The following is a 14,622-nucleotide window of genomic DNA, read 5'->3' as shown; positions in this document are numbered from 1 at the left end:
AGCATGTCGTCTTTTAAAAACCTTGCTGACCTGAAGTCACTTAGTCAGCAATTAAAGCAGCAAGAAGAAAGCCGGCAACGCGCTGAAACCGAACGTCTGGAACGGGAAAAGAACGCCAGGGAAGAAGCGAATATTTTTCGTTCCAGCGTAGGCAAGGTAGAGGTTTTAAAAACCGCGGTGAAACATCACCCTGCCCCAGCGCGGCTTGAACCCCTGCCATTTCAGCACATTGCAGATGAACAGGCGGCGTTAGAGGAGTCTTTATCAGATGAGTTTGATGCTGATTCACTGCTGGAAACCGATGAAAACCTGAGCTATACCAGATCAGGTGTAGGTCAGGATGTGGTCAGGAAGCTGCGTAAAGGCCACTGGGTGATACAGGCACAACTTGACCTGCATGGCCTGCGCCGCGACGAAGCAAGGGACAGCCTGGGAGAATTTCTGCGCAAATGCATGCGCAATGGCACGCGCTGCGTGCGCATCATCCATGGCAAAGGCCTGGGCTCTGTCAACAAGGAACCTGTACTGAAGCAAAAAGTCAGGAACTGGCTGATACAGAAAGATGAAGTATTGGCATTCAGCCAGGCGACTGCGGCTGATGGTGGCTCTGGTGCCTTGATCGTGCTATTGAAATCTTGACGATGGCTATGCAGCCTGAGCCCCCAATGAACCGAGGCTCAGGCATAGCAAACTTAATTGCGGAATTTCTTGTCCTTCGAAATTACGGTCATATCAACATATTTTGAACCGTTATGATTCGAGGGAGAAAAACTCACATCAAAACCACCAGCGTCATAACTGCTGCGGTTGATACTTTCCAGGGCAGATACCAGCTTTTCTCTGGTGAGACCTGAGCCGGCGCGCTTCAAGCCTTCCACAAATACTTTGGCAGCCAGATAACCTTCGAAGCTGGAAAAGTTCAGATTTTTATTTCCGGCTTTCTCCATACTTTTCGTGTATTCGGCAACCACAGGTATTGACGGTGACCATGGAAATGGAACTACCTGTGAAATCACGACACCGACGCCATCTTTATCCAGCGTATCTGCCAAAGCCTGACTACCGACAAAAGAAACATTGTAGAACATGCCAGTATAGGCAGCCTTGTGCATTTCTTTGACCAGCGCACTACTCGCCGCATACGTGCTGATCTGTATGATGGCATCAGGCCGTTTTGGCAAGAGCTTGGCAACAGCAGCTGAGACATCAGTGCTATTCCTTTCTACGGTCGCCATCTCGGCTATACGCAAATTCCTTTTCTTCATCGCCAGTTCCACACCCGCCAGACCCGCCTTGCCATAGGCATCGTTCTGGTAAAAAATGGCAATATTTTTTGTCCCCAGATTGGCCAGACGATCGACCAGATATTCAGTCTCGTCGTTATAACTTGCCCGGATATTGAAAATCTGACGGTTGAGAGGCTCTCTCAGGGATTGCGCACCGGTATAAGGTGCGAAGAAAGGGACTTTTGCTTGCGTGAAAATGGGTAAGGCTGCATTACTGGTGGCTGTACCTACATAGCCAAATAAAGCAAACACACCATCATTTTCAATCAGGGTCTTGGTATTGGCAGCTGCCAGATCTGCCTCATACTTATCATCTTTTTGTATGATTTCAATTTTGCGGCCATAGACACCACCAGCAGCATTGACCTGATCAAAATAAGTCTTGGCACCTGAATTCAGCTGCAAGCCAAGTTGTGCTGCCGGGCCGGAAAATGCAGCTGACTGGCCTAATAAAATTTTTCTATCTGTGACACCGGTTTCGGCTTGGGCATTTGCCATCGCCATCAACACCAGTGCCACCCCTATTTTTGTTTTTGCTCTTGCTTTTGAAACACCAACAAATTCATTTACTGCAAACTTCTTAAACATCGTCATATTTAAACCGCATCAGGACCCGTCTCGCCAGTGCGAATACGTATTACCTGCTCCACATTTTGTACAAAAATCTTCCCATCACCAATCTTGCCGGTATGAGCTGCCTTAATAATTGCATCGACTACATTGTCGGCAATCTTGTCATCTACTACGACTTCCACCTTAATCTTGGGCAAGAAATCGACCACGTACTCGGCGCCACGATACAGTTCCGTGTGACCCTTTTGACGGCCAAAACCTTTTACCTCGACCACAGTCAATCCTGTCACACCAACGTCAGCCAGTGCCTCACGCACTTCGTCGAGTTTGAATGGTTTGATGATAGCGGTAATCTGTTTCATTTCCCTCTCCTTAAATTGTTACGGTTAATACGATTAATATAATTAATACGGATCAAACTAGTCTCTGAACTTCGAAGTAATAGGATAACGCCAGTCACGCCCAAAAGCGCGATGGGTAATCCTGATACCTATGGGCGCTTGACGCCGCTTGTACTCATTAATTTTGATCAGGCGCGTGATGCGCTCCACATCCTCAGTCGCATAGCCTGCCGCAACTATCTCGGCACGCGCCTTGTTTTCTTCCATATACATGGCCATGATGCCGTCCAGAATGTCATAGGGCGGCAAAGAATCCTGGTCTTTTTGATCAGGTCGCAATTCAGCTGATGGCGCCCTCGTCAGTATCCGCTCAGGTATGACGGCTGACTGGGTATTGCGATAGGCACACAGGCGGTACACCAGGGTTTTGGCAATATCCTTGATGACGGCAAAGCCACCTGCCATGTCACCATACAAAGTACAGTAACCAACTGCCATTTCACTCTTGTTACCCGTCGTCAAAACGATGGAACCATATTTGTTCGACAAGGCCATCAACAGTGTGCCACGTATCCTGGCCTGTATATTTTCTTCGGTGGTATCTTCCTTCAAGCCAGCAAATTCCTGGCTCAGGGTAGAACGGAATGCGCTGAAGCAATCGCTGATGGCAATTTCATCGTAGCGCACGCCTATGCGTGCCACCATATCACGCGAATCCAGCCATGAAATATCGGCAGTATAAGGCGACGGCATCATGATCGCCCTGACCTTGTCAGCGCCCAGGGCATCGACTGCAATTGCCAGCACGAGGGCAGAATCAACACCACCAGACAAGCCCAGCAAGACACTGGGAAAGCCGTTCTTGCCTACATAATCACGCACGCCCATCACCAGCGCTTGATAAACCTCTGCTTCCAGGGACAATGCCGCTTCTACGCGACCATTCAAAGGCTGCGCGTCGTCAAACTCCACCAGTTGCAAGTCAGCCTCGCAATGCTTTAACTGTGCACATATCTGACCTTGGGCATCCATGACGAAGGAATTGCCATCAAAAATCAATTCGTCCTGGCCACCCACCAGATTGGCATATACCAAGGACAAACCCTGAGAGATGACATTGGCGCGCATGACGTCATAGCGCTGATGCTGCTTGCCCATGTGATAGGGTGAACCATTTGGCACCAGCAGCACTTCTGCGCCTGCCTGCATGGCTTGTGCGGGCGCATCTGGCAGCCAGGTATCTTCACAAATATTGATGCCGAAATTCACGCCCTTAATAGTAAATACACAAGCCTGATTACCCGATGAAAAATAGCGTTTTTCATCAAACACCATATCATTTGGCAAATCACGCTTAAAATAACTGACTAATATGTCACCATCTTGCAGCACAGAAACAGCATTATACCGTTTACCTTCCACTTCACTGGGATGACCAACCAAAACCGCAAGGCCAGGAAATAGCGTAAGCTGTTTCTTTAAGGTATCGAGTGCAGTAGCGGTGTCGTGATAAAACGCCTGGCGCAGCAATAAATCTTCTGGTGGGTAACCCACCAGGGATAATTCCGGCGTGACGAGTATGTCTGCGCCCTGCTCTGCGGCGCGACGGGCATATTCTGTGATCTGTGCAGCATTCCCGGCAAGATCACCGACAACACTATTCATCTGGGCAATGGCAACTTTTACGGTCATATTTGCAAATCTGTATTAAATCGAAAAATGAAATCTGAATCTCCAACCCCACATTATCGCATGCGCATCGTCACTTCACTGAGTGAGATAGCGCAATCATCATGGGATAGCCTGATTGCAGACCAGGCACTTGCAAATCCATTTTTGTCTTATGCATTTTTGAGCGCCATGGAAGAGTCAGGTTCTGCCATTGAAAAAACTGGCTGGCAAAGCTGTTTTATTAGCATCTGGGATGGGGAGCAGCTTGAAGCTGCCATGCCACTGTATGAGAAAACACATTCTTACGGTGAATATGTGTTTGACTGGGCATGGGCCAGGGCGTTTGAGCGCCATGGTCATGATTATTATCCCAAGCTATTGTCCGCCGTCCCTTTTACTCCCATTACAGGCAGCCGCCTTCTGGCACGCAATATATCGGCACAACGCGCATTGATCGCTGCCTTGCAAGAACTTCAGAAAGTGGGTGAGTATTCTTCCAGTCATTTACTGTTCTTGCCAGAGGATCAGGCGCAGCTGTTGAGTGAAGAAGGCTACCTTTTACGCAAAGGTGTGCAGTTTCACTGGGTAAACCAGGATTACCAATGTTTTGATGATTTCCTGGACACCCTGGACAAGAAAAAACGCAAAAATATTCGTGCCGAGCGCAGGAAAGTGCAGGATGCTGGCATACAGTTCCAGCATGTGCGTGGCAAAAGCATACAAGAAGACGATTGGCGTTTTTTTAAAAGCTGCTACGACCAGACTTATGAAGAACATCATTCAACGCCATACTTGAATCTGGATTTTTTCTTGCGCATAGGTCACGCCATGCCAGAAAACATCCATCTTATTATCGCATTGCGAGATGGGAAAAAGATCGCTGCATCCTTGCTCATTCATGATGAGCAGCGCGTGTATGGCCGCTACTGGGGTTGCCTGGAAACGCATCCCTGCCTGCATTTTGAAACAGCTTATTATCAATCCATCGATTTCTGCATACAGGAAAAAATTGCGATTTTCGAAGGTGGAGCACAAGGCGAGCACAAAATGGCGCGTGGTTTTCTGCCAACCACGACCTGGTCGGCACATTACTTGAGTCATCCGGAATTTTTTGACGCAGTATCAAATTTCCTTGTGCGTGAAACACAAGATATTGAACTATATTTAAATGAGCTACACCAACACACACCATACAAAGCGCTGAAACACAATGGAGTAAGCGCTACTTGAAATTTTGCTTCGTTCAAGGCATCCTGTCGCCATGCAAAATAACTTTCTCTCGACACCGAATGCACCACCTGCTGCATTGCCAAGCAAACGCGTAGGTCGCTTTTATCTGAGCGAGCGTCTGGGCATGGGATCAAATGGTGCCGTGTATCTGGGTCATGACCCTGTCATAGACCGTGACGTCGCCATCAAAATATTTAGTGCAGGCAGCAATGCTGCCGACAAGAAACAACGTGAGCAGCAATTTATCAATGAAGCACGGGCCGCTGGCAGGTTATCCCATCCGAATATTGTGACCATATTTGATGCTTCCAGTGAGGGTGGTACGACATTTATCGCGATGGAATTTCTGCAGGGCAAGGATTTGCGACATATATTGGCAGATGGCAAGCAATTCGACATCATAGAGACAGCGAACATCATACAAAAGATTGCCGATGCCCTCGCGTATGCTCATACCAATGGCGTAATACATCGTGACATCAAGCCTGCCAATATTTTTGTTTTACCTAGCCAGCAACCCAAGGTGGTTGATTTTGGTATCGCCCGCGCACCAAATCGTGTGCTGGATGAAACCAGGGAACAGGCCCACACCCTGTTCAACAATAATATTTTGGGCACCCCAAACTACATGTCACCAGAGCAAGCCAATGGCAAACCTGTCAATGCCTTGACGGATGTGTATTCGTTAGGCACGGTCATGTATGAAATGCTGACTGGCCAAAAGCCATTTCAGTCGCAAGATGTTGACAAATTATTGCAACAGATTGTAAATAAAGTAGCAAAATATCCTTCAGAAATTCGTCCGGGCATACCAGATTCGCTATCCAAAATTGTCATGAAGGCGATGCAGAAAGACCCTGCAGCGAGATATGAAAGCGCCGCAGAAATGTCGCTTGCACTGGAAAAATTCTTGGAACGTGATAGGAAACTCAAACGCAAGCGCCGAAAGCAAGGCAATGATACAAGTGACTATGCAGAAGAAGATACACACAAAGTATCATGGCTGAGCTGGGCAGCGCTGATTGCTGCTTTTGCCGGAGTGGCAGCCTATCTGATGCACAGAATATAAATAATTATAAGGTCGCAATGCGGCCTTTAAAAACAAAAAAGGTGCGATTCAATATCGCACCTTTTTGTTTTAAACCGGTTGGCCTATTTGTTTCGCTTATTCCTAATTATTACCAGCAATTAACTCTTACCGGACAAATTAAGCTTCCAGTTTATTGAAGCTTTCCACGCCAGCCAAAATTTCTGCTTTGGCATCTTCTGGGCCGCCCCAACCTTCAACCTTAACCCATTTGCCTTTTTCCAGATCTTTGTAGTGTTCAAAGAAATGCTGAATCTGGCGCAGGCGCAATTCATTTAAATCTTCAGGTTTTTGCCAGTGAGTGTAGATAGGCAAAATCTTGTCTACTGGTACAGCCAATACTTTGGCATCGTTACCTGCTTCATCTGTCATCTTAAGGATGCCAATAGGACGGCAGCGTACTACCACGCCAGGGATCAGCGGGAAAGGCGTGATAACCAAAACGTCAACTGGGTCACCATCACCAGCCAGAGTTTGTGGCACATAGCCATAGTTGCAAGGATAATGCATGGCAGTACCCATGAAACGGTCAACAAAAAGGGCGCCAGTGTCCTTATCGACTTCATACTTGATCGGATCACCATTCATAGGGATTTCGATAATAACGTTGAAGTCATTTGGCAGATCACGACCTGCTGGTACTTTATTCAAGCTCATCTTGCACTTTCTGTATAAGTATCAATAGAAGAAATGGTTTGAACGGGATTATATAGTTTTTCAAGCCAAAATTGTGCGCCGCAACAGGGCGGCATGACAATTTAACTTTCAGCCAGTTTATACAGCCCACATCTCACAACATGGTAGCCATCGCACATTGGCGATAATGGCTGGCAGCTTCTTCTGCCTGACCCAAGGCCTCATGCAACTGCGCCAGTTTCAGGTTGCCTTCACGCACAGTGCGCGGGTCAACTGCATCGGACAGGGCCTGCTCCATATGCCTTTGTGCCTTGCCCCACAATTTCTGGCGCAGACATAGTGTACCAAGCGTCAGTGCCAGTTCTGGGTCAGTCGGGTGCTGCTCTGACCATCTTTCACAATGTTCAATTTGTGACAACAAGGCAGCCGAGCCTTCTGAAGCAGCCGCGTCGCGATATGCACGCATAAGCCGCTCATCCCACTCTTCAGAGAGCGCTTTTTCGACTATGCCACGGGCGTCATCAAATAAGCCGTGCGAATTGAAAGCCGTTGCCGCAGTAAAGGCGATAAAGGCAGATTTGCGTTCAGCCTGGGGGATTTCATACCAGACCCGGCGTATGGATTCAGCATCATGTCCCTGATTGGTCAGCAAATCTTCATACGCCAGTTCACGCAAACGTTGCGACAGTGCAGGATGCAGTGCACGGTGTTTGTCCAGTGTGCGTACCAGTTTCAATACTTCCTGCCACTTTTGTGCCTGCTGATTGGCTTTCAAGGCCCACCGCAAGACCTGAATGTGGCGCGTGCCATTGGCATTCAGTTCACGCACTGCTTCCAGTGCCTTGCCAGCCTGATGCTGATCGACCAGCAACTCGGTCATGCTCACCAGTCGCGCGACCTTATAAGCGCCATCCTGCTCAAGACCGGCAAACCATGAATCGCGCCGCTCATACTGACTCATGTGATGAGCCGCACGCGCGCCGATGAGTGAAGCAACACCAGCATTGTCCGGTAAGTCAGTGGCACGCATGGCGGCTTTTTCAGCATGACCGAAGCGCCCTTCAAACAAGGCTTTCAAGGCCTCACGTAGTGCCTTGTTACTATCTTTTTCGCGCTTGTTCTGGCGGTACAGAGCAACTTTGCGTGGCATTTTCCTGGTGGTGACAATGGCACGCAAGACCAGATAAATAACGACAAAAGCAAGTAACAACAGGAACAGGAAGAAGTTCAGCGACAAATCTATCCGGTAAGGTGGAAAGAACAAGACCACGTTCCCAGGGTTATAACGTGCGCCCACGGCCAAGCCAACAGCGAGCGCAAAAAGAATCAGAAGCCGGATAAAGATACGCATACTCTTATGGCTTCACTTTATAGTTACGTACCGCATTCAGGCTCTCACCCAGCGTCGGCATTTCTATCGACAAATTGCTACCCTGCACCTGACGCAACAAGGCTTGCACAGTCTGCGTCTGCTTGGCGCGGGTATCAAAATATTTGCCAATCGCATCTTGCGCAGCAATCATATCGCTTCTGAAAATACTTTCATTCCTGGACAACAACGCCAGCCTCGCATTCAATAAGCGCAGCTTCAAGTTTTCGCGGGCGAAATAGGATTGCGAAGGTGTCAACAACAGCACATCCGGCGTTTCTACATTTCGCACGCGTATCAACTGTTTAACCTCATTCCACATTTCACTGGAAAAACTCTGCCAGCCGTCTTGCAGGCGCATGCTCCAGGTAATCTCTTCGACATCGTCTACAGTCTTCTTTTCTGTTTTTACAGTGACTGAAGATTTTGGCAAGACACGCAACGGTGCCTTTGGTGGCGTGGCGGATACCACAGATTTTTCATCGGACCATAATGGGATATGGTCAATCTGGGCAATCACGCTATCCAGACGCAGTGCTACACCTGGCAAATCCAGAGCTGGCAGAGACTTCAAGCGCTCGATGTCCTTGGCAATGGCCCGGCGTATGGAAATAAATTGCGGCTTGTCTGATTTTGCCAGGCGTCCATCAGCATTTTGCAGGGCAATCAGAGCACCTTGCACGTTACCAGCCAGTTGCAATTGCTGACTGGCGGTTGCCAGCACCTGTTCAATCTCGGCCAGTGCCCAGTCATCACGATTCTTGGACAAGTCCTGATACAACTGTTCCAGAGCCAGTTGCTGGCTTTGTGCTTCAGACTGTTTGCCTTCCAGCAGAATGACCTTGGATTGGATTTCCTTGGCAGTCTCTTGCACATTGCGCGCCAACACCTTGGTTTCGCTGCTATTGGTATCCGCAGTCTGCAGCCTCTTGGCGACCTCTTCACGCAAACCACTGATCTGGTTTTGTGAAGACCACCAGTTAGCTGCAAGTAAAACCGCCAGTACACCGGAAACCAGATAGGCCGGATTCGCCCAGCCTGGCTCCTTTGCAGATTCTGCAGGTAAAGTTGGGGCTGGCTGTCGTGCCGGGGCATCGACAGGATTTGCCGTCACGACGGCATCGGGATTTGATTGCTGTTCACTCATAGACGAGATTGTAACGCGACAAGCAGTTGTTCGTCGCCAGAAGCTGTTAAGGTTATGTGCAGAAACCCCAGAGATTGTGCGGTTTCCTCGATACGGCTGTGTGGCACCAGCAAATGTTGTCGTTGCATTTTTGCCACGCCACTATTTAAATTCAGCGCCTCTACATAGTCACACAAATTGCGCAAAGCCTCCGAACTGGTGATGACCCAGTCATTCTCGGCTTCAAGCAATTGTGTTAAATGCTTTTTATTTCCATCATTCAGTATTGGTTTGACCCTGCGATAAGCAGCGACCTGCATCACTTCTACGTCATGCGCACGCAAGGCTTCGGCCAATAATTCCCTGCCAGATTCGCCGCGAATGATCAATACTTTCTGACCACGCAAGACATCCAGATCCAGTTCGGCAAGCAGGGTTTCAGAATCCGTCTTCAGCACATTGCGCGGACGTAAAATGGTCGCAGTCTGGTCATTGACGCCATATTCAGCAAGTTTTGCCCGACTGCCCTCTCCCATGACCGCAAAAATCAGATTTGCTGGCAAGCTAGTCAGATGCCGGAAAAAAGCCTCTATCGCATTCGGGCTGACAAAGGCTATCAGGGCATAATCTTGTAACTGCCCTAATTGCGTGACCAGAGCAGTATTGTCTTCCAACGCTGCTATCTCCAGCAAGGGGAAATGCGCTACCTCACGCCCCATGGCCTTTACCTGCCGGGCAAAATCCTGAGCCTGTGCAATCGGGCGCGTCAGTATGACCTTGTGATTCTGCATGCCTTGCCTATATCACTCAGTAATCTCGGCTTTGCACACCGCCAGTATGGCCTCTGCATCTTGCGCAGATAGCGCTTGTGCCAGCTTCAGGCCCAGTGCATGCGGCTGATCAGCCGCACCAGCAGCTTCTGCCCTGGCGATGCGGGTGCCATCCGGCGTGGCCACCATGGCCCGAATCTGCATCTGCCCCTGGCTGACTGTCGCAAAAGCCGCCAGCGGGATTTGGCAACTACCGCCAAAGGCTTTGGATACTGTACGCTCAGCCGTCACTGCCTGCGCAGTCTCGGTATGATTCAAAGCAACCAACATGGCTTGCAGCTCTGGCCTGTTATCCGGTATTTCTATTGCCATCGCGCCCTGCCCTGCTGCTGGCAAACTTTCTTCGGGGTCCAGACAGGCGCGTATGCGTTCAGGCACCCCCAGGCGTTTGAGGCCAGCAGCGGCCAGGATGATGGCTGCATATTCGCCATTATCAAGCTTGCGCAAACGGGTATCCAGATTACCGCGCAATGGGCGTATCACCAGATGCGGGTAACGGGCGGAAATGAGGGCCTGGCGGCGCAAGCTGCTGGTGCCGACGATGGCACCAGCAGGCAAACTATCCAGGCTGGCATAATCGTTGGAAACAAAGGCATCTCGCGGATCTTCACGTTCCAGAATTGCCGCCAAGGTAAAGCCCTCGGGCAAATCCATGGGTACGTCCTTGAGAGAATGCACGGCCAGGTCAGCGCGGCCTTCTGCCATAGCGACTTCCAGCTCTTTGACGAACAGGCCTTTGCCGCCCACTTTGGACAGCGCACGGTCCAGTATCTGGTCACCTCGGGTCGTCATGCCCAAAATTTCTATCTGCCAATCAGGGTAAAGTGCAGCCAGGCGGTCGCGCACATGTTCGGCCTGCCACATCGCCAAACGGCTTTCGCGTGAGGCAATAATCAATTTTTTAGAACTTGAAGATGTCAAAATAAGGCTACTTTCAACTTTAATAGCTGGATACAAAAACCAGGCACGATTTTATCATTGCAGGAAATGACTTTATAAGTAATTCACATGGCAAGATGATAGTTTTGCGTGAATTAAATTAAATGCAGCGGCAGAATGGGGATAGAAGCACATCAAATCTGGTCAAACTTGACATAGTCAGCCTGAAAACGGCATCATAGCCATAGAACACGCTTTGATATATGTCAGGCCGCTCATGAACAAGCGGCTTTTTTACGCATACTCTACGCTATTAGCAATTTCATCGCATCACCCAACTGGATTTAGCATGCTCCCTGGTACCGAAGATAAAAAACACCTGATATTGACGGGCGACCGCCCTACCGGCCCCCTGCACCTTGGCCACTTTGTAGGCAGCCTGCGCAACCGCGTCAAATTCCAGAATCAATATGAGCAATACATCATGCTGGCAGATGCCCAGGCTTTGACTGACAATATGGAAAACCCAGCCAAGGTCCATGACAATGTCATGGAAGTGGCGCTTGACTACCTGGCTGTTGGTATCGATCCGTCCAAATCAACTATCCTGATCCAGTCACAAATCCCTGAGCTGACAGAATTAACTTTCTATTACCTCAATCTGGTCACGGTAGCGCGCTTGGAACGCAACCCGACAATCAAACAAGAAATCACCCTGCGCAATTTTGAACGTGACATCCCCGCCGGCTTCCTGACTTACCCGGTCAGCCAGGCAGCAGATATCAGCGCCTTCAAGGCCAGTCTGGTACCGGTCGGTGAAGACCAGATACCGATGATAGAACAGACCAATGAAATAGTCCGTCGCTTCAACCGCCTGGCAAATAAAGAGATTTTGGTGGAATGTCAGGCGCTGGTCCCTGAAATTGGCCGCCTGCCTGGTGTCGATGGCAAGGCCAAGATGAGCAAATCACTCGGCAACGTCATCAATCTTGGTTTCACACCTGCCGAAATCAAGGCAGCGGTGCGTAATGTCTACACTGACCCACTGCATCTGCGCGTGGCTGACCCTGGCCATCTGGAAGGCAATGTCGCCTTTATTTACCTCGATGCCTTTGATGAAGATAAAGCAGGCCTGCAAGAAATGAAAGACCATTATGTCCGTGGTGGCCTGGGTGACAGTATCGTCAAAGCCCGTCTGGAAGGTATCTTGCAGGATATGCTAAAACCGATTCGTGAGCGCCGCGAAGAATTTGCCAAAGACCGTGCTCAGGTCTTGCAAATACTCAAGGAAGGTACACGTAAGGCGCGTGAGATTGCTGCACAAACTACCGATGAAGTCAGGGCAGCAATTGGCTTGAAACACTTCTGATTTGCGGGAGATTCGAACTCTTGGATCTCTCTGTTATCCTGGGCAAAAATTTTTATGAGCGCAACTGATTTCCACCTGACACTCAGTTCCGCTCGCGCCCTGCATCTGGCAGCGCAGGGTTTGTTAAATCCTTCGCCACGCAAAGCGGGCAAACAGGATGTGCTGGCCTGCATACGCAATATGTCTGCACTGCAGATTGACACCATCAGCGTGGTTGCGCGCAGCCCTTATCTGGTGCTATGGAGTCGCCTTGGCAATTATCCGCATGCATGGCTGCATGAATTGCTGGAAGAAGGCCATCTGTTTGAATACTGGTCGCATGAAGCCTGCTTCTTGCCAATAGAAGACTACGGCCTGTACCGGCATCAGATGGTGTCGCCACAGGGGCTGGGCTGGAAATACAATCACAAGTGGCTCAAAGAAAACGCTGCGCAGGTAGAAACCGTGCGCCAGCATATCCACGCAAATGGTGCCAGCCGCTCGGCAGACTTTGAACGCACAGATGGCAAAAGCGGTGGCTGGTGGGAATGGAAGCCGGAAAAACGATCACTGGAAGTCTTGTTCACGACCGGTGAAGTGATGGTTGCCAAACGCCATAATTTTCAGCGCATTTATGATTTGCGTGAACGTGTGCATCCCAAGTGGAATGACAGAAAACATTTGAAACCCGTGCTGCATTGCGAGCGCACACAGATATTGCAATCCGTCCGTGCGCTTGGCATTTGCAAGGCAAACTGGATCAGTGATTATTTTCGCATGGGCAAACCAGATGCCAGTAACCAGACGGCACAACTGGTCAAAGAAGGTTTATTGATACCGGTCACGGTTGATCAACACGATGCCCTGTTTTATGTGCATCCCGATCGCCAGGACTTGCTGGAACAGGCCGGCCAGAACAAGCTGAAAGCTACCGCAACCCGTATCCTTTCACCTTTTGACCCGGTGGTGTGGGACAGGAAACGCGCGATAGACCTGTTTGATTTCGACTATAAACTTGAATGCTATACGCCAGCACCAAAACGGCGTTACGGCTATTTCACCCTGCCGATCTTACGCAAGGGTGCACTGATTGGGCGCATGGATGCCAAGGCCCATCGCAAGGATGGCATACTGGAAATCAAAGCCCTGCATCTGGAATCAGGTGTACGTGTTTCTCAAGCCTTTGCGACTGACCTGGCAAAAACCTTGCGCGAATTCGCCGCATGGCACGAATGCTATGATCTGCAATTGACGTGGTGTAGTTCAGCAGAGCTGGCACCTTTATTAAAGGCACTGATTTAATGTCTCCAAGATACGCATTATTAATCAGCCTGCTGCTGGCCTGCCCAATAGCAATGGCTTCGGACGCCCCTGAGAAAGTCAGCTTCCCCAGTCTGGACCTGCAAAATGGCCAGCAGGTCCAGCTCGAAGCCTTCTGGCTCCATGCCAGTGGTAATGCCGATAACGCACCTACCGTCATCGCCCTGCATGGTTGTGGTGGCTTGTACAGCACCCGCAAGGGACATGAACAGGAACTGAATGCCAGGCATCATAATATGGCCAGGCTGTTGCAGGAAAATGGTTACAACGTGCTGATGCCTGACAGTTTTCGCCCGCGCGGCACAAATAGCATCTGCAGCAGCGCCTACAAAAACCGCGATATCAGCACCAACAACCGGCGCCTGGATGTGCAGGCAGCCTTGCAGTGGCTGGGCAAGCAAGCTACTGTTGATGTAAAAAACATAGCCCTTCTCGGCTGGTCGAATGGTGGCTCTACTACGCTGAATGCCTTGAATACTGCCCATAAAGCGGCTGGCAAGGATGATCTTTACCCCAAAGCAGCAGTGGCCTTTTATCCTGGTTGCCAGGGCTACTTGAAAGCACACCCCGCTTATCGCCTGGCCTCCCCCCTGTTGATACTGATAGGCGCAGAAGATGACTGGACACCTGCGGCTCCTTGCGTGAGCTTTGAAAAAATGCTCGCACCATCACCTGTTAAGGTCAGCGTCTTTGCTGATAGTTATCATGATTTTGATGCCCCAGACCTTCCAGTGCGCAAACGCATGGATGTGCCGAATGGCGTACATCCCGGTCAAGGTGTGACGACAGGCAGCAACCCGGCAGCCAAAGAACTTGCCTACAAAGAAATGCTACTGTTTCTCAAACAGCATTTGAGCGCGCAATGAGTGTGCAATAAATGCAGGATAAGCGCCCCATGATTGCTGAATAATTCATCAAATAGCTTG

At 49.7% G+C, this 14,622-nt stretch carries 14 protein-coding genes; 6 read left to right on the top strand and 8 right to left on the bottom strand.

Annotated features, from left to right (window positions below; genetic code table 11):
- Positions 1–3 precede the first annotated feature (3 nt).
- Positions 4–639: a Smr/MutS family protein gene (locus ACO0LG_RS23340; protein ID WP_423029935.1), complete on the top strand. Its 636-nt coding sequence runs from the start codon at positions 4–6 to the stop codon at positions 637–639.
- A gap of 53 nt (positions 640–692) precedes the next feature.
- Here the strand turns inward: ACO0LG_RS23340 and ACO0LG_RS23335 are convergent, their stop codons facing one another.
- The 3 genes from ACO0LG_RS23335 to ACO0LG_RS23325 all read right to left on the bottom strand — a co-directional run bounded on the left by ACO0LG_RS23335 (position 693) and on the right by ACO0LG_RS23325 (position 3,892).
- Positions 693–1,790 carry an ABC transporter substrate-binding protein gene (locus ACO0LG_RS23335; RefSeq protein WP_423029966.1) on the bottom strand — a complete coding sequence of 366 codons (1,098 nt, stop codon included), beginning with the start codon at positions 1,788–1,790 and terminating at the stop codon, positions 693–695.
- A 92-nt stretch (positions 1,791–1,882) separates the two neighbouring features.
- On the bottom strand, positions 1,883–2,221 hold the full coding sequence (locus ACO0LG_RS23330; protein ID WP_110253085.1) for a P-II family nitrogen regulator: 339 nt from the start codon (positions 2,219–2,221) through the stop codon (positions 1,883–1,885).
- Between the two features lie 57 nt (positions 2,222–2,278).
- A complete protein-coding gene (locus tag ACO0LG_RS23325; RefSeq protein WP_423029934.1) occupies positions 2,279–3,892 on the bottom strand; it encodes an NAD+ synthase in 1,614 nt (537 codons plus the stop codon).
- 27 nt (positions 3,893–3,919) lie between these two features.
- Here ACO0LG_RS23325 and ACO0LG_RS23320 point away from each other — a divergent pair, with 27 nt between their 5' ends.
- Together ACO0LG_RS23320 and ACO0LG_RS23315 are read left to right on the top strand one after the other, a co-directional pair.
- Positions 3,920–5,101 carry a GNAT family N-acetyltransferase gene (locus ACO0LG_RS23320; protein WP_423029933.1) on the top strand — a complete coding sequence of 394 codons (1,182 nt, stop codon included), beginning with the start codon at positions 3,920–3,922 and terminating at the stop codon, positions 5,099–5,101.
- Positions 5,102–5,132: 31 nt separating this feature from the next.
- Positions 5,133–6,170 (top strand): serine/threonine protein kinase, encoded by a 1,038-nt coding sequence (locus tag ACO0LG_RS23315; RefSeq protein ID WP_423029932.1) that lies wholly within the window; start codon positions 5,133–5,135, stop codon positions 6,168–6,170.
- A 138-nt stretch (positions 6,171–6,308) separates the two neighbouring features.
- On the opposite strand, the gene ppa is transcribed toward ACO0LG_RS23315, so the two are convergent.
- The 5 genes from ppa to hemC form a co-directional block, all read right to left on the bottom strand.
- On the bottom strand, positions 6,309–6,845 hold the full coding sequence (gene ppa, locus ACO0LG_RS23310; protein ID WP_423029931.1) for an inorganic diphosphatase: 537 nt from the start codon (positions 6,843–6,845) through the stop codon (positions 6,309–6,311).
- Between the two features lie 133 nt (positions 6,846–6,978).
- The gene (locus tag ACO0LG_RS23305; RefSeq protein WP_423029930.1) at positions 6,979–8,175 is read right to left on the bottom strand and encodes a heme biosynthesis HemY N-terminal domain-containing protein; all 1,197 of its coding nucleotides are present in this window, start codon (positions 8,173–8,175) and stop codon (positions 6,979–6,981) included.
- A gap of 4 nt (positions 8,176–8,179) precedes the next feature.
- Complete coding sequence (locus ACO0LG_RS23300) at positions 8,180–9,340, bottom strand: uroporphyrinogen-III C-methyltransferase (protein WP_423029929.1); 1,161 nt, start codon at positions 9,338–9,340, stop codon at positions 8,180–8,182.
- Positions 9,337–10,110 carry a uroporphyrinogen-III synthase gene (locus ACO0LG_RS23295; RefSeq protein WP_423029928.1) on the bottom strand — a complete coding sequence of 258 codons (774 nt, stop codon included), beginning with the start codon at positions 10,108–10,110 and terminating at the stop codon, positions 9,337–9,339. The genes ACO0LG_RS23300 and ACO0LG_RS23295 overlap by 4 nt, the downstream gene beginning before the upstream one ends.
- Positions 10,111–10,122: 12 nt before the next feature.
- The gene (hemC, locus tag ACO0LG_RS23290) at positions 10,123–11,070 is read right to left on the bottom strand and encodes a hydroxymethylbilane synthase (RefSeq protein ID WP_423029927.1); all 948 of its coding nucleotides are present in this window, start codon (positions 11,068–11,070) and stop codon (positions 10,123–10,125) included.
- 307 nt (positions 11,071–11,377) lie between these two features.
- On the opposite strand from hemC, the gene trpS reads away from it, so the two are divergent.
- The 3 genes from trpS to ACO0LG_RS23275 are packed head-to-tail and all read left to right on the top strand — an operon-like array spanning position 11,378 to position 14,562.
- Positions 11,378–12,397, top strand: coding sequence for a tryptophan--tRNA ligase (gene trpS / locus ACO0LG_RS23285; RefSeq protein WP_423029926.1), 1,020 nt, complete (start codon positions 11,378–11,380; stop codon positions 12,395–12,397).
- A gap of 54 nt (positions 12,398–12,451) precedes the next feature.
- Positions 12,452–13,678: a winged helix-turn-helix domain-containing protein gene (locus ACO0LG_RS23280; protein WP_423029925.1), complete on the top strand. Its 1,227-nt coding sequence runs from the start codon at positions 12,452–12,454 to the stop codon at positions 13,676–13,678.
- Positions 13,678–14,562: a dienelactone hydrolase family protein gene (locus tag ACO0LG_RS23275; protein ID WP_423029924.1), complete on the top strand. Its 885-nt coding sequence runs from the start codon at positions 13,678–13,680 to the stop codon at positions 14,560–14,562. The genes ACO0LG_RS23280 and ACO0LG_RS23275 overlap by 1 nt, the downstream gene beginning before the upstream one ends.
- The last annotated feature ends 60 nt before the right edge of the window (positions 14,563–14,622 follow it).

Origin of the sequence: Undibacterium sp. Ji42W (assembly GCF_049340405.1) — a bacterium.
Lineage (GTDB): Bacteria > Pseudomonadota > Gammaproteobacteria > Burkholderiales > Burkholderiaceae_D > Undibacterium.
The sequence above is the reverse complement of the archived record's forward strand: the minus strand, read 5'-3'. Positions and strand labels throughout refer to the sequence as shown.

Coding starts and splice junctions, on each gene's coding strand:
- ACO0LG_RS23330 (WP_110253085.1), bottom strand. CDS start 2,221: ATGAAACAGATTACCGCTATCATCAAACCATTCAAACTCGACGAAGTG.
- ACO0LG_RS23315 (WP_423029932.1), top strand. CDS start 5,133: ATGCAAAATAACTTTCTCTCGACACCGAATGCACCACCTGCTGCATTG.
- trpS (WP_423029926.1), top strand. CDS start 11,378: ATGCTCCCTGGTACCGAAGATAAAAAACACCTGATATTGACGGGCGAC.
- ACO0LG_RS23295 (WP_423029928.1), bottom strand. CDS start 10,110: ATGCAGAATCACAAGGTCATACTGACGCGCCCGATTGCACAGGCTCAG.
- ACO0LG_RS23300 (WP_423029929.1), bottom strand. CDS start 9,340: ATGAGTGAACAGCAATCAAATCCCGATGCCGTCGTGACGGCAAATCCT.
- ACO0LG_RS23275 (WP_423029924.1), top strand. CDS start 13,678: ATGTCTCCAAGATACGCATTATTAATCAGCCTGCTGCTGGCCTGCCCA.
- ACO0LG_RS23325 (WP_423029934.1), bottom strand. CDS start 3,892: ATGACCGTAAAAGTTGCCATTGCCCAGATGAATAGTGTTGTCGGTGAT.
- ACO0LG_RS23280 (WP_423029925.1), top strand. CDS start 12,452: ATGAGCGCAACTGATTTCCACCTGACACTCAGTTCCGCTCGCGCCCTG.
- ACO0LG_RS23305 (WP_423029930.1), bottom strand. CDS start 8,175: ATGCGTATCTTTATCCGGCTTCTGATTCTTTTTGCGCTCGCTGTTGGC.
- ppa (WP_423029931.1), bottom strand. CDS start 6,845: ATGAGCTTGAATAAAGTACCAGCAGGTCGTGATCTGCCAAATGACTTC.
- ACO0LG_RS23340 (WP_423029935.1), top strand. CDS start 4: ATGTCGTCTTTTAAAAACCTTGCTGACCTGAAGTCACTTAGTCAGCAA.
- ACO0LG_RS23335 (WP_423029966.1), bottom strand. CDS start 1,790: ATGGCGATGGCAAATGCCCAAGCCGAAACCGGTGTCACAGATAGAAAA.
- ACO0LG_RS23320 (WP_423029933.1), top strand. CDS start 3,920: ATGAAATCTGAATCTCCAACCCCACATTATCGCATGCGCATCGTCACT.